Raw genomic sequence first — 13,358 nt, forward strand, 5'->3', positions numbered from 1 at the left:
TGCGAAAGCGAACCTGTCGGACCCTCGCACTAATGTTCGAGTCCAGGAACAGCCGACAGCCATTCTCCGGGGGGAAGAAATGAGCACAGCCCACGTCCGCGCCCTACTCGATCACGTCGCCGCCGAACTGCCACCAGAGTCGTGGCCGCACTGGACGGAGGGCTGGCCGCACGAGATCGAAGCCGGTCTGCTCGATGCCGCGTTCTCCGCCCGCGCCACGTACGGCACGCCCACCACGGGGGTCCGCGCCGTCATCACCCGCTGGCGCGATCACCGGGCCGCACCTCTCGACGACCTCACGGCGCTCGCCGCGCACGCCGACGAACCCGAAGGCCTCCTGGCCGTCCTGGACAACCGGCAGCGAGCACCGGGGAACTACACCACCAAGGCCGAGGCCGTCGCCTCGGCGGCACGCTCGCTCGCCGAGCTGGGCTGCACCACCTCGGCGGATCTCCGCGACGACGAGGCCCAGCGGAGCGCCCTCGTCAGGGTGCCCGGGTTCGGTCCCGCCACCTGGGAGTGCCTCGCCATGCAACTCGGCATCCGCACCGCCGACTCTCACCGCGTGGTGTGCGAGTTCCTCGGCGAGGCGCTCGACCTCGAAACACCCCCATCGACTGCAGACGCCGAACACCTCGTCGCCGAGGCAGCAGCGCGGCTCGGGATCACGCCCGCCACCTTCACCCACGCCGCCTGGCGGTACCAGCGCGCGCAGCGGCGGGTGGCGGGTGCGAGATGAAGTACACGCGAGAAGTGCTCGAGCAGGCGGTCGCAGAATCGACGAGCTACGCCGGCGTCATGCGCTACCTCGGCCTGAAACCCGCGGGTGGGACACACGCGCACCTGCGGCGCCGGATCAACACACTCGGCATCGACACGTCACACTTCACGGGCCAGGCGCACACCAAGGGCAAGCGTGCCCGCAACCGAATGACGTGGCAGGAGATACTGATCCGTCGCCCGGCGGGCAGCAGGCGCGTCCAACCCCACCTCCTGAGAAGGGCTCTGATCGAGGCAGGAGTGCCGTACAAATGCGTCGCATGCGGCGTGCAGGACGAGTGGTGCGGACTCCCGCTGATCCTGCATGTCGACCACATACGGGGAGACCCATCGGACTCCCGCTTGCAGGAAGTTCGATTCCTGTGCCCCAACTGCCACAGCCAGACTCCATCGTGGGCCGGGCGAAAGAGCCTCGACCGGGGCCGGCGATCCGATTGACATGTGCTGCGGGGGGTGCCTTGTTCATGGCGTAGTCTGTGCTTCGCGCGCGAGTGGCGTAATTAGGCAGCCGCGTCAGGTTTAGGTCCTGGTGTCCGAAAGGACGTGGGGGTTCGAGTCCCCCCTCGCGCACTGCTCGGGTTCTTTGCCGATTTTTCGGCGGCCCTGTTTCGCTTAGATCGACGGTCGTCGGGCGGCTGTGACGGCCGCCATAGGCGCAACCTCTCCTAGCAGCGCATTCAGCGATTCAGGTACCGTCGTTACGTGTCCGGTAACCGTAAGCAACGCCGCCCCGCGCTGGTCCTGTTGGTGGTCGTCGGGGCTGTCGGGTGCCTCGCACTCGGCTGGTGGCAGTGGACACGTTTCGAAGCGGTCGGCGGGACTGGCCAGAACCTCGGATACGCGTTCCAGTGGCCACTGTTCGCGGCGTTCCTCGTCTACGCCTATCGGCGATTCGTGCAGCTCGAGGATGCCGAACCAGCTGACACCACCGACGTCCCGGATGCTCCCACCGAACTGCGGGAGATCCCGGCCGACGTCTTGCCCCCTCGCCCCTCGGTGGCCGAGGACGACGATCCGGACGACCTCGAGAGCCGGCAGATTTCACAGTACAACCAGTACCTCGCCGAGCTGTCTGCTCGCGAGACCGATAGGAGCACCACGTGAGCACGGGCCAAGACGAAACGACTGCCGGTTCGGTCACAGACACCGCGAAGCAGAAGAAGATCGCCCCCGCGCTCCTGCGCTACCGCGTCCTCGCCTACGCCACCGGTGTGTGGCTGCTGGTCCTCACCGCAGAGATGGTGGCCAAGTACATCTTCAAGGTCGACAACCTGCCCAGCTGGATCGCCGTGGTGCACGGCTGGGTGTACTTCGTCTACCTGCTGGTGACGCTCGACCTGGCGGTCAAGGTGCGCTGGCCTGCGGGCCGGACGGTCGGGACGCTCCTCGCGGGCACCATTCCGTTCCTGTCGTTCTACGTGGAGCACCAGCGGACCAAGCAGGTCCGCCGCGACTTCGGTCTCTGATCGAACCGGTCGGCTCCCTCACATGATGACCGGCTGCCCGGTGATCATCGCGATCACGTAGGTCAGCCAGCCGAGCGGTGTCTGCGGCACCATCATCGGCGACATGCGAAACCTCCTCCCGTGAAGCGTAGCGAGGGTCAGTGCCCGGTGAGCGCCGCCAGGGCGGGGACGAGTTGAACGAGCGCCCGCCCTCGGTGCGAGGACGCGTCCTTCTCCTCGGGTGACAGCTGGGCGGCCGAGCGGGTGTCTCCGTCGGGCACGAAGACCGGGTCGTAGCCGAATCCGCCGTCGCCGACCGGCTCGCGGGCGATGCTTCCCCGCCATTCGCCGCGGACCACCGATTCTTCGCCGCCGGGCACCACGAGCGCGCACGCCGAGACGAACGCCGCTCCCCGGCGGTCGTCGGGCACGTCACCGAGCTGAGCCAGGACCAGGGCGGTGTTCGCGGGATCGTTCCCGTGCGTGCCCGACCACCGGGCGGACAGGACTCCGGGCATGCCGTTCAGCGCATCGACTTCGATTCCGGAATCGTCTGCGACACAGGCCATTCCGGTTGCGGCGGCACCGTCGCGCGCTTTCGCCAGGGCGTTCTCCTCGAACGTCGCACCCGTTTCGGGGGCCTCGGGGTACTCGGGTACGGCATCGAGCCCGACCAGTTCGATCCCGTCGACACCGGCCGCCGCGAGCACCCGATGCAGTTCCCGGAGTTTCTTCGCGTTGCGGCTGGCCACCAGCACCCGTGTGGTTGGCACCGAGCTAGCCCCCGAACTTCTTCTTCGACGTCTCCGGGACCTTCGGCTCCGGAAGCGCACCGGGGTAGGGCAGTTCGAGCGCGGCCTTCTGGATCTCGAACAGCTGCTCGCACCCTGCGAGTGCGGAATCCAGCAGTTTGTCGAGAGTGCTCCGCGGGAACGTCGCGCCTTCGCCGGTGCCCTGGATCTCGACGAGGGTGCCCGTGTCGGTGGCCACCACGTTCATGTCGACCTCGGCGCGCGAGTCCTCCTCGTACGGCAGGTCGAGGCGCACACGGCCGTCGACGACGCCCACGCTCACCGCGGCGATGCCGCAGGAGATCGGCTGGGGGTCGGCGAGACGGCCGGCGGCGCGGAGGTAGGTCACCGCGTCGACGAGGGCCACATAGGCGCCGGTGATGGCTGCGGTGCGGGTTCCGCCGTCGGCCTGCAGCACGTCGCAGTCGAGGGCGATGGTGTTCTCACCGATGGCGGCGAGGTCGATGCAGGCGCGGAGGGAGCGTCCGACCAGCCTGCTGATCTCCTGGGTTCGTCCACCGACCTTGCCCTTGACGGACTCTCGGCCACTGCGGGTGTGGGTGGCGGCGGGCAGCATGGCGTATTCGGCCGTCAGCCAGCCGAGTCCGGAGCCCTGACGCCAACGGGGAACACCGTCCTCGACGCTGGCCGTGCACATCACCCTGGTGTTTCCGAATTCCACCAGCACCGATCCCGCGGGATGAGTGGTGAAGCCCCGGGTGATCTTGACCTCGCGGAGTTCGTCGTCCGCCCTACCGTCTTCTCGTGTGGTCACGGCAGAGAGCCTAGTCGCCCCCGTGCGGGGCGCGGGCACACGGCTTCAGACGGTGTAGACGCCGCCCGCGGACACCGCGTGCACGGGGCCGGAGAATTCGGCCTTGGCCTCGGCGATGACGTCTTCGCGGGACGTCCACGGCGGTATATGGGTGAGCAGCAGTTCGGCGACACCGGCGCGGTGTGCGACCTGACCGGCCTCGGTCCCCGACAGGTGGATCCCTTCGGGCCGGTCCGGGCTGTGCGTCCACGACGCCTCGGCGAGCAGTACGTCGGCCCCGCGGGCGAGGTCGATCACTTCTTCGCACATGCCGGTGTCGCCGGTGTAGACGAGGGTGCGCCCGGCGCCGTTGGTCAGCCGGAACCCGTACGCCTCGGGCGGGTGGTTTACCCGGCGCGCGGTGATGGTGAGGTCGCCGAACGTGACCGGTTCGCCGTCGGTCCAATGGTGCAGGTCGATCGTGTCGGAGATGTCGTCGATGTCGCCGCCGCACTCCGCGGACGCGACGCCGATCCGGCGGGCGGTGTCGGACGGGCCGTAGACGAGTGCGCGCCCCTTCGGCGGGTGCGGATGATAGCGACGCCAGACGAGCAGTCCGGGGAGGTCCAGGCAGTGGTCCGCGTGCAGGTGGCTGAGGAGGACGGAGACCTCGCCGGGATCGGCGAACCGCTGGAGCGCACCGAGGACACCGGGTCCGAAGTCGAGTACCAGCGGCGGTGTGTCCGGCGCGGTCAACAGATAACCCGATGCAGGTGAGTCTGGTCCGGAGACGCTCCCTGAACATCCCAGGACGGTAATGCGCATACCCGCCATGCTGCCACGGCGACCCGTTTCGGAAAAAGCTTCCGACGGAATTGGCGCGTCGACCTCACAACCGATGGGGAACTGTGACCTGATCGCAAGGCGTCGAGGGCCTGCGCCGACCGGGCTGGACCGATCACCCGAACGATTGAGGCCCCACCGCTTTCCGGGCCCGCTGCTTCCTGGCGTCCGCGGAGAGGAGCCAGGCCGCGACGACTCCGCCGACGGCGCCGAACAAATGCCCCTGCCAGGACACACCGGGAGCGCTGGGCAGGACACCCCACAGCAGGCTGCCGTAGACGACGAACACCACCACGCCGACGAGGATCTGGCCGAGGCTGCGGGCGAAGATTCCCCGGACCAGCAGGTAGGCGAGCCAGCCGAAGATCAGGACGGAGGCGCCGATGTGGTTGGAATAGGATCCGCCGGTCAACCAGGTGCCCAGACCTCCGACCACCCAGACGATCCCGGTGGCGGCGAGGCCGCGGGCGATGCCCGACAGCAGCACGAGGAACCCGAGGACCAGCAGCGGGACGGTGTTCGCGAACAGATGCGCCCAGTCGTCGTGCAGGACTGGGGCGAACAGAATCCCCCACAGCCCGTCGATGGAGCGCGGCCCGACGCCGTTCTCTTCGAGTCGCTCGTCGGACGCCACGTCGACGATCTCGATGACGTACAGCAGCATCGTGAAGGTGCCGATGAGGATTGCGGACTGCAGCCACAGCGGTTTCGACTTCGACGCGGGCGCCGGCTTCGCGCCACCCCTGGGCACCGGCGAGTCGAATCGCGAGGAGTCGAACGACGACGTCATGATCCACACACCCCTGTCGTCATGCCCACAACTGCCCTTCCAGTGCTTCTTCTGCTTCCTCGACCGTACCGCCGTATGCGCCGGTCGACAGATATTTCCATCCGCCGTCGGCGACGATGAACGCGATGTTCGCCGCGCGTTCGGCCTTGACGGCCTTGCGTGCGACCCCCAGCGCGGCGTGGAGGATCGCGCCGGTCGAGATGCCCGCGAAGATGCCTTCGTTGTCGATCAGTTGCCGGGTGCGGCGGACGGCGTCGGCGGGGCCGACGGAGAACCGCGAGGTGAGGACGGATTCGTCGTACAACTCGGGGACGAAGCCCTCGTCGATGTTGCGGAGGCCGTACACGAGTTCCCCGTAGCGGGGCTCGGCCGCCACGATCTCGATGCCGTCGACGTGTTCGCGGAGATAGCGCCCCACGCCCATCAGGGTGCCGGTGGTTCCGAGACCCGCGACGAAGTGGGTGATCTCGGGAAGGTCGCGCAGGATCTCGGGGCCTGTGGTCTCGTAGTGGGCCAGCGCATTCGCGGGATTGCCGTACTGGTACAGCATCACCCACTCGGGATGCTCCGCGGACAGCTCCTTGGCCACGGCCACAGCCTGATTCGATCCGCCGCGCGCGGGTGAGTCGATGATCTGCGCACCGAACATCGCCAGCAGTTGCCTGCGTTCCACGGACGTGTTCTCGGGCATCACGCAGATCAGCTGGTAGCCCTTGAGTTTCGCGGCCATCGCGAGCGAGATCCCGGTGTTCCCGCTGGTCGGCTCGAGGATCGTCGCCCCGGGCGTCAGGGTGCCGTCGTTCTCGGCCTGCTCGATCATGCGGAGGGCGGGCCGATCCTTCACCGAACCGGTGGGGTTGCGGTCTTCGAGCTTCGCCCACAGCCGGACCGGCGCTGTGCCGTTCCAGCTCGGCGACAGGCGGGGCAGCCCGACGAGGGGTGTGTCGCCGAGGGTGTCGATCAGCGAATCGAACCGCGCCACGGCCGCGATCAGCCTCCGGCGACGGCGGGCAGGATCGTCACGGAGTCCCCGTCGGCCACCTCTGTGTCGAGTCCGCCGGAGAATCGGACGTCCTCGTCGTTGACGTACACATTGACGAAGCGGTGCAGACGGCCGTCGTTGATCAGGCGGTCCTTGATGCCGCCGTAATTGCCGTCGAGATCGTCGATGACGGCGGAGAGTGTGGGACCTGTTGCCTCCACCCGCTTTTCACCGCCGGTGTGGGTACGCAGAATGGTGGGGATCGAAACTGTGACAGCCATGGTCGGCTCCTCGGGATGTGGGTGTCTTACCTGCCGCGGGCCCGTCGCGAGGGACGGCGCCGTCACTTGTCGGGGACGTCTGCCACGGACGTGTGGGCGAACTTGTAGCTCTGGACCACGTCGACGGGTTCCTCGGTGACGACACCGTCGACGATGCGGTAGCTGCGCAGTTCGTGGACGTCGGGGGCGCGGGTGGAGATCAGCACGTAGTGGGCGTCCGGTTCGGACGCGAAGGAGATGTCGGTCCGGCTCGGGTACGCCTCGGTGGCGGTGTGCGAGTGGTAGATCACGACGGGCACCTCGTCGGCGTCGTCCATCGCCCGCCACACCTTCAGTTGCTCACCCGAGTCGAATCGGTAGAACGTGGGCGAACGCTCGGCGTTGATCATCGGGATGTGCCGTTCGGGGCGGTCGGAGCCTTCCGGCCCGGCGATGACCCCGCATGCCTCGTCCGGGTGGTCGGCGCGCGCGTGCGCGACCATCGCCTCGACGAAGTCCGATCGAATCACCAGCACGTCATCTACCTCCGTGAGCGCCATCCTAGGTGCGCACCGGCGAGTCGGCCACCGACCGGCCGGTACCTCAGGAACGCAGTGCTGAAGGGAACAGGTCGCGGTAGGTGGGAATTCCCGCGACGGGGGTGGCGCTGAGGACGGCGTCGACGATGGCCTTCTCCACCACTTCGGCGGCCGCGGTGCAGACGGCGTCGACGACGGGCAGATCGGGCGGGAACGCGTCCGGCACTCCTGCCGGGTGGTGGACCGGGTGGATGCCGGTGGAGAGCGCGAAGATCGTGTCGCCGTCGAGCGGCGAATGCGCAGGCCGGATCGCGCGGGCCAGCCCGTCGTGACCGGCGACGGCGGCGCGGCGTAGCGCCGCCTTGCCCAGGACGGCGTCGGTCGCGACGACGCCGATGGTCGTGTTGAGGACGGTGCTCTTGGCGATCAGTTCGCGCGTCGCCGACACCTCGGCGGCGACGGGGGGTCGGAGCCCGAACGCGGCTGCACCCACGGTGGCGACACCCCAGGGCAGTCCGGTCGCCGGATCGAACACGGTTCCGACGGGATTGGCCACCATCAGCGCGGACACCGTGATGCCCTTCGCCGGACCGTCCGTGACGACGACGCTCGCCGTTCCGACACCGCCTTTGATCGCGCCCGCCCGCGCCCCGACCCCGGCGCCCACCGAACCGGAGAGGACGGTGTGCGACGCAGAATCTGCTGCCCGGTAACCGAATTCGGCGGTGGGACGCGTGCGCCAGTCACCGACCGGCAGATCGAAGATCACGGCAGCGGGAACGATCGGGACCACCTGATCGGGTTCCCCCATGGCGATTCCGTGACCGTGCTCCTCGAGCCACCGCATGACGCCGTCGGCGGCGGCGAGTCCGTACGCGCTGCCGCCGGTCAGGACGATCGCGTGCACCTTCCGGACGCTGTGACTGGGGTCGAGGAGGTCGGTTTCCCGGGTGCCCGGTCCCCCGCCACGGACGTCGACCGCACCGGTCGCGCCGTGCGGCGCGAGGACCACGGTGCATCCGGTGGCGGCACCGCGTCCGAGCGCGGCGTCCGCGTCGAGTTCGTGGTGGTGCCCGACGCTCAGGCCCACCACATCGACGAGCGAATCGGTGCGGCCCGGCGTCGTGGCCGTCACGGTGCGAGCGCCTGAACGAGCGAGTCCTGCATCCAGGTCAGCCAGTGGTAGATGTCGAGGTGCGGTGCGCGGGGATCGGCGGGATCGATTTCGTCCGGCGTGTCGGAGTCGATGCCCAGGTTGGTGCCCAGCGCCAGCCGCACGTCGTTGAGACCGCTGAGCCAGGCGTCGGCCTGCTCCGGCGTGAGCAGCACCTTGCCGCCGTTCTCCGGCACCGTGTGGAGAATGACCGAGCCCGCCGCCACTTTGGCGTCGATGATCTCCGGTTCGTGGAGTCCGCGCAGCGCACCGTTGATGTCGGCGTTCGATTCGGCCCGGATCTCGTCGTCGTCCGGCGCGTCCATGTCGGGACGGTGGAAGTCGGGCAGCAGCCGCGCGAGGACCTCCTCGTCGGGTGCCGTCGTATTGCCGGTCCGCATCCCGGTGAGCGCCGCGAGTTCGTCCTCCGGGGCGGACGCGGCCCGCTCCTCGAGAAGACCGAGGACGGAGGCGACCAGCGATCGCAGCACCGTGGCCTCGTGCGCGTCCATCTCCGAACGCAGCTTCACACCGCCGAGCGAGTTCTTCCTGCTCCACATCCGCACGTCGTGTACCGAGTTCCTTACTGTCCGAACGGAAAGTTAGCTGCCGTCGTGCTGCATCGTGGCCCACAGGCCGGCCGCGTGCAGCTTGCGTACATCGTTTTCGACCTTGTCCCGGGAGCCGCTCGACACCACGGCCTTCCCCTCGGAATGGACCTGCATCATCAGTTCCGTGGCCTTGGCTTTGCTGTACCCGAAGAGCTTCTGGAAAATGTAGGTGACGTAGTGCATCAAATTCACCGGATCGTCCCACACGACGGTGACCCAGGGACGATCATTGGCTTCATCGATCTCGACGACCTCCGACTCTGCAGGGGTGACCTGCGGCGATGCCGGCATGGCATCCACGAATGGAGCTGTCGTCGAGCAATGAGCCATGACACCAGGGTACGACGCTCCTCCACTGGGCGACACCGCGGCTTACAGTGGCCGGGTGTCCAGAGACAGCACCGCCTTGTTCACCGACCAGTACGAGTTGACGATGCTGTCGGCGGCCCTCGCCGACGGTTCGGCCCACCGACGCTGCAGTTTCGAGGTGTTCGCCCGCCGGCTCCCCGACGGTCGCCGGTACGGAGTCGTCGGCGGCACCGCCCGTCTGGTTGCCGCGCTGTCGAACTTCCGCTTCGGCGAGCCGGAACTCGCGATCGTGTCCCGCTTCCTCGACGAGGCGACCGTCGCTTGGCTACGTGACTATCGCTTCAGCGGGGACATCGACGGCTACCGCGAGGGCGACTTCTACTTTCCCGGCTCACCGATCCTCTCCGTCCGTGGAACGTTTGCCGAATGCGTCCTGCTCGAGACGCTGAGCCTGTCGATCCTCAACCACGACAGCGCGATCGCGTCCGCCGCCGCACGCATGGTCAGCGCTGCCGACGGACGCCCCATGATCGAGATGGGTTCGCGGCGCACCCACGAGGAATCCGCGGTGGCGGCCTCCCGCGCCGCCTACCTGGCGGGGTTCACGGCCACGTCGAATCTGGAGGCGGTCCGCAGGCACGGAGTGCCCGGTGCGGGTACCAGCGCGCACGCGTTCACCCTGTTGCACACCACTCCGGACGGGCCGGACGAGGCGGCGGCGTTCCGCGCGCAGGTCGCGGCACTCGGAGTCGGGACCACGCTTCTCGTCGACACGTACGACATCACCGACGGCGTCAAGACCGCCGTCGAGGTGGCGGGCCCCGAACTCGGAGGCGTCCGGATCGACTCCGGTGATCTGGGTGTCCTGGCGCGGCAGGTCCGCAGGCAACTCGACGACCTCGGTGCGACCGGGACGAAGATCGTCGTCTCCGGCGACCTCGACGAATACGCCATCGCCGCGTTGCGGGCCGAACCGGTCGACGTCTACGGCGTCGGCACGTCCGTCGTCGTCGGCTCCGGCGCGCCGACCGCCGGAATGGTCTACAAACTCGTCGAGGTGGACGGCATCCCCGTCGAGAAGAGGAGCAGCAACAAGGCGTCGCGGGGCGGCACCAAACGGGCGTTGCGGTTCGCCCGGGACACCGGAACCCTGGTGGAGGAGGTCGTGTACTCGGCCCACTCGGACGCACCCGGCTCGGCGGGTCTCGAGGCGCAGGAACTGCTGGTCCCACTGGTGCGGGGCGGTGAGACCGTCTGCGACACGACTACCCTGGAGGACAGCAGATCCCTCTTGGCGGCGGGCCTCGTCAGCCTGCCCTGGGAGGGCCTGAAGCTCTCCCACGGCGAGCCCGCGATCCCGGTGCGCTTCGCCGAACCCGAGTCCAGGAGGGCACCATGACCGACATCGAGAACACCGACGCCCGGCGCGCACTGCTCGTGGTCGACGTCCAGAACGACTTCTGCGAGGGCGGCTCCCTCGCCGTCGACGGCGGTTCCGCGGTCGCGGCCGCGATCACCCGCTTCCTCGCCTCGAACGAGTACGACGCCGTCGCGGCCACCATCGACCACCACATCGACCCGGGCCACCATTTCTCCGACGAACCGGACTACGTCGACACGTGGCCGGTGCACTGCAAATCGGGAACGTCCGGCGCGGACTTCCACCCCGACCTCGACCTGAGCGGCATCGAATCGGTGTTCTCCAAGGGCGAGTTCTCGGCGGCCTACTCGGGCTTCGAGGGCAGGAACGCCGACGGCCAGAGCCTGGAGAAATGGCTGCAGGCGGCCGGAGTCACCGAGGTCGACGTGGTAGGGATCGCCACCGATCACTGCGTGGTCGCGACGGCACTCGACGCCGTGGCCGCCGGGTTCCCGACGCGCGTCCACCTCCCCCTCACCGCCGGTGTCACCCCCGCGACCGTCGAGGCCGCGATCACCGCGATGCGGACCGCCGGGGTGCGCCTCGTGGGCCGCGACTCGGACACCCCCTCGGACCGCGTGACAATTTCTGACGTAGGTCCCGAGTAACCTGCTCGGGTGCCTGAAAACCTCCCCAACGTCCCCGAGCTGTTGCGCACGGCGGTGCGGTCGCTGGGCGGTGCCGAGCGGTCCAACCAGCTGACCATGGCTTCCGCCGTCGCGCATTCGATCGATACCGGGGAGCATCTGGCCGTCCAGGCCGGGACGGGCACCGGCAAGTCCCTCGCCTACCTGGTGCCGAGCGTCCGGCACGCGGTGCAGAGCGGGAAGACGGTCATCGTCTCGACGGCCACCATCGCACTGCAGCGTCAGCTGATCGACCGCGACATGCCGCGGCTCGCGGACGCGCTCGAGGATTCCCTCGGCCGGAGACCGCACTTCGCGATCCTCAAGGGCCGCAACAACTATCTGTGCATGAACAAGATCCACACCGGGTCCGCCGAAGAGCCTCCCACGGACGAGCTGTTCGACCCGTTCGCGGTGTCGCGGCTCGGACGGGAGGTCCAGCGCCTCACCGAGTGGTCCTCGGACACCGAGACCGGCGACCGCGACGACCTGACCCCCGGGGTCAGCGACAAGGCGTGGCGCCAGGTCAGCGTCACCGCCCGGGAATGCCTCGGCAAGTCCCGGTGCCCGGTCGGCGAGGACTGCTTCGCCGAGCGCGCCCGCGCGGAGGCCTCGCAGGTCGACGTCGTGGTCACCAACCACGCCCTGCTCGCCATCGACGCCATCACCGGAATCGCGATCCTCCCCGAACACGATGTCGTGGTCATCGACGAGGCGCACGAACTGGTCGACCGGGTCACCAACGTCGCCACCGCGGAACTGGCGGCGTCGACGATCAGTGCCGCGGCGCGGCGCTGCGCGAAGCTCGTCGAGGAGCAGGACGCGGACCGTCTCGAGGCCGCGGGTGAGGGCTGGGCGGCACTGCTCGAGGAGCTGCGGCCGGAACGGTGGGAGGCGCTGCCGCCCGGTGCGGCCCCCGCGCTCGCCGCGGTCCGCGACGCCGCGTGGTCGCTGCGCACGGCCATCGGCCCGTCCCGTCCCGGTATGGCGTTGAGCGATCCGGAGGCCGCCGCGGCGCGCAACACCGCACTCGCGTCGGTCGAGGAGGTCCACGACAGCGCCGTCCGCGTTCTCAGCGCGTTCGACGAGCCGGATCCGGCCAAACGTCACGACGTGGTGTGGCTGGCCGCCGACGACAATCGCGGTTCGATCCGCCGGGTGGTGCGGATGGCGCCGCTGTCGGTTGGCGGGCTGCTGCGTTCCCGGCTGTTCGCCGAATCGACCGTGGTCCTGACGTCCGCCACGCTGACCGTGGGCGGGTCGTTCGACGGTCTGGCGGTCAACTGGGGACTTCCGGCCGAGTCGTCCGTCGTGATCGATCCGGCGATGGCCACCGGCTCCGAGGCACCGTCCGATTCGGGCACACTCAAATGGAACGCCCTCGACGTCGGGTCGCCGTTCGACCACGCCCGCGCCGGCATCATCTATATCGCGAAGCAGCTTCCGCCGCCGGGCCGGGACGGCCTCTCCCCCGCGTATCTCGACGAGATCGCCGAACTCGTCGAGGCGGCGGGCGGGCGCACGCTGGGATTGTTCTCGTCGATGCGGGCCGCCAAGGCCGCGTCCGAGGCGATGCGCGACCGGCTCGACACCCCGATTCTGTGCCAGGGCGACGACTCGACGGGCGCCCTCGTCCGGGCATTCGCCGGCGACGAGCCGACATCGCTGTTCGGCACGCTGTCGCTGTGGCAGGGTGTCGACGTGCCGGGCCCGTCCCTGAGCCTCGTGATTCTCGACCGCATCCCCTTCCCCCGCCCCGACGACCCGTTGCTGGTCGCCCGGCAGAAGGCCGTCGAATCGCGCGGCGGAAACGGGTTCCTCTCCGTCGCAGCCAATCACGCGGCACTGCTGCTCGCCCAGGGTGTGGGACGTCTGCTGCGCAGCGTCGACGACAAGGGTGTGGTGGCCGTCCTCGATCCGCGGCTCGCCACCGCCCGCTACGCCGGGTATCTGCGGGCCTCGCTTCCACCGTTCTGGGAGACGTCCGATCCGGAAGTCGTGCGTAAGGCACTGGGGCGGATTCGCGATTCGCGCCCCTGAACCGCGGCCGCGCAC

Annotated in this window: 17 protein-coding genes and 1 tRNA gene; 8 read left to right on the forward strand and 10 right to left on the reverse strand. The window is 68.8% G+C overall.

Annotated features, from left to right (window positions below):
• Positions 1–79 precede the first annotated feature (79 nt).
• The 5 genes from RHA1_RS06920 to RHA1_RS06940 all read left to right on the forward strand — a co-directional run bounded on the left by RHA1_RS06920 (position 80) and on the right by RHA1_RS06940 (position 2,246).
• The gene (locus RHA1_RS06920) at positions 80–739 is read left to right on the forward strand and encodes a DUF8548 family protein (RefSeq protein ID WP_011594444.1); all 660 of its coding nucleotides are present in this window, start codon (positions 80–82) and stop codon (positions 737–739) included.
• Positions 736–1,218: an HNH endonuclease gene (locus tag RHA1_RS06925; protein WP_011594445.1), complete on the forward strand. Its 483-nt coding sequence runs from the start codon at positions 736–738 to the stop codon at positions 1,216–1,218. The genes RHA1_RS06920 and RHA1_RS06925 overlap by 4 nt, the downstream gene beginning before the upstream one ends.
• 47 nt (positions 1,219–1,265) lie before the next feature.
• Positions 1,266–1,350, forward strand: a tRNA-Leu gene (locus tag RHA1_RS06930).
• 132 nt (positions 1,351–1,482) lie between these two features.
• On the forward strand, positions 1,483–1,884 hold the full coding sequence (locus tag RHA1_RS06935; protein ID WP_009474128.1) for a hypothetical protein: 402 nt from the start codon (positions 1,483–1,485) through the stop codon (positions 1,882–1,884).
• Entirely contained in the window at positions 1,881–2,246 is a 366-nt protein-coding gene (locus tag RHA1_RS06940) for a DUF3817 domain-containing protein (protein WP_007296582.1), read from the forward strand. Before RHA1_RS06935 ends, RHA1_RS06940 begins: the two co-directional genes overlap by 4 nt.
• Before the next feature lie 137 nt (positions 2,247–2,383).
• On the opposite strand, the gene rdgB is transcribed toward RHA1_RS06940, so the two are convergent.
• From rdgB to clpS, 10 genes are all read right to left on the reverse strand, one after another.
• The gene (gene rdgB, locus RHA1_RS06945; protein WP_011594446.1) at positions 2,384–2,998 is read right to left on the reverse strand and encodes an RdgB/HAM1 family non-canonical purine NTP pyrophosphatase; all 615 of its coding nucleotides are present in this window, start codon (positions 2,996–2,998) and stop codon (positions 2,384–2,386) included.
• A 4-nt stretch (positions 2,999–3,002) separates the two neighbouring features.
• Positions 3,003–3,791, reverse strand: a complete 789-nt coding sequence (gene rph, locus RHA1_RS06950; protein WP_007296580.1) for a ribonuclease PH — start codon at positions 3,789–3,791, stop codon at positions 3,003–3,005.
• A 45-nt stretch (positions 3,792–3,836) separates the two neighbouring features.
• Positions 3,837–4,595 (reverse strand): cyclic nucleotide-degrading phosphodiesterase, encoded by a 759-nt coding sequence (locus tag RHA1_RS06955; protein WP_167540927.1) that lies wholly within the window; start codon positions 4,593–4,595, stop codon positions 3,837–3,839.
• Positions 4,596–4,728: 133 nt separating this feature from the next.
• Entirely contained in the window at positions 4,729–5,403 is a 675-nt protein-coding gene (locus RHA1_RS06960) for a rhomboid family intramembrane serine protease (RefSeq protein ID WP_011594448.1), read from the reverse strand.
• Between the two features lie 19 nt (positions 5,404–5,422).
• Positions 5,423–6,385: a PLP-dependent cysteine synthase family protein gene (locus tag RHA1_RS06965; RefSeq protein ID WP_009474134.1), complete on the reverse strand. Its 963-nt coding sequence runs from the start codon at positions 6,383–6,385 to the stop codon at positions 5,423–5,425.
• Between the two features lie 8 nt (positions 6,386–6,393).
• Positions 6,394–6,666, reverse strand: coding sequence for a MoaD family protein (locus RHA1_RS06970; protein WP_009474135.1), 273 nt, complete (start codon positions 6,664–6,666; stop codon positions 6,394–6,396).
• A gap of 62 nt (positions 6,667–6,728) precedes the next feature.
• Entirely contained in the window at positions 6,729–7,148 is a 420-nt protein-coding gene (locus tag RHA1_RS06975; protein ID WP_237727005.1) for a M67 family metallopeptidase, read from the reverse strand.
• Positions 7,149–7,248: 100 nt separating this feature from the next.
• Positions 7,249–8,319, reverse strand: a complete 1,071-nt coding sequence (locus tag RHA1_RS06980; protein WP_011594451.1) for a P1 family peptidase — start codon at positions 8,317–8,319, stop codon at positions 7,249–7,251.
• Entirely contained in the window at positions 8,316–8,903 is a 588-nt protein-coding gene (gene aosR, locus RHA1_RS06985; RefSeq protein WP_011594452.1) for an oxidative stress transcriptional regulator AosR, read from the reverse strand. The genes RHA1_RS06980 and aosR overlap by 4 nt, the downstream gene beginning before the upstream one ends.
• A 36-nt stretch (positions 8,904–8,939) precedes the next feature.
• Entirely contained in the window at positions 8,940–9,278 is a 339-nt protein-coding gene (gene clpS / locus RHA1_RS06990) for an ATP-dependent Clp protease adapter ClpS (protein ID WP_011594453.1), read from the reverse strand.
• Between clpS and RHA1_RS06995 the strand changes: the two genes are divergently transcribed.
• The 3 genes from RHA1_RS06995 to RHA1_RS07005 are packed head-to-tail and all read left to right on the forward strand — an operon-like array spanning position 9,277 to position 13,343.
• Positions 9,277–10,656, forward strand: coding sequence for a nicotinate phosphoribosyltransferase (locus RHA1_RS06995; RefSeq protein ID WP_011594454.1), 1,380 nt, complete (start codon positions 9,277–9,279; stop codon positions 10,654–10,656). The two genes, clpS and RHA1_RS06995, sit on opposite strands and share 2 nt — an antisense overlap.
• Entirely contained in the window at positions 10,653–11,285 is a 633-nt protein-coding gene (locus RHA1_RS07000; protein ID WP_011594455.1) for an isochorismatase family protein, read from the forward strand. Before RHA1_RS06995 ends, RHA1_RS07000 begins: the two co-directional genes overlap by 4 nt.
• 9 nt (positions 11,286–11,294) lie before the next feature.
• Positions 11,295–13,343: an ATP-dependent DNA helicase gene (locus tag RHA1_RS07005; RefSeq protein WP_011594456.1), complete on the forward strand. Its 2,049-nt coding sequence runs from the start codon at positions 11,295–11,297 to the stop codon at positions 13,341–13,343.
• Positions 13,344–13,358 lie beyond the last annotated feature (15 nt).

This window comes from Rhodococcus jostii RHA1, assembly GCF_000014565.1.
Taxonomy (GTDB): domain Bacteria; phylum Actinomycetota; class Actinomycetes; order Mycobacteriales; family Mycobacteriaceae; genus Rhodococcus_F; species Rhodococcus_F jostii_A.

Coding starts and splice junctions, on each gene's coding strand:
- clpS (WP_011594453.1), bottom strand. CDS start 9,278: ATGGCTCATTGCTCGACGACAGCTCCATTCGTGGATGCCATGCCGGCA.
- RHA1_RS07000 (WP_011594455.1), top strand. CDS start 10,653: ATGACCGACATCGAGAACACCGACGCCCGGCGCGCACTGCTCGTGGTC.
- RHA1_RS06975 (WP_237727005.1), bottom strand. CDS start 7,148: ATGGTCGCGCACGCGCGCGCCGACCACCCGGACGAGGCATGCGGGGTC.
- RHA1_RS06955 (WP_167540927.1), bottom strand. CDS start 4,595: ATGCGCATTACCGTCCTGGGATGTTCAGGGAGCGTCTCCGGACCAGAC.
- RHA1_RS06920 (WP_011594444.1), top strand. CDS start 80: ATGAGCACAGCCCACGTCCGCGCCCTACTCGATCACGTCGCCGCCGAA.
- RHA1_RS06925 (WP_011594445.1), top strand. CDS start 736: ATGAAGTACACGCGAGAAGTGCTCGAGCAGGCGGTCGCAGAATCGACG.
- RHA1_RS06995 (WP_011594454.1), top strand. CDS start 9,277: ATGACACCAGGGTACGACGCTCCTCCACTGGGCGACACCGCGGCTTAC.
- RHA1_RS06960 (WP_011594448.1), bottom strand. CDS start 5,403: ATGACGTCGTCGTTCGACTCCTCGCGATTCGACTCGCCGGTGCCCAGG.
- RHA1_RS06970 (WP_009474135.1), bottom strand. CDS start 6,666: ATGGCTGTCACAGTTTCGATCCCCACCATTCTGCGTACCCACACCGGC.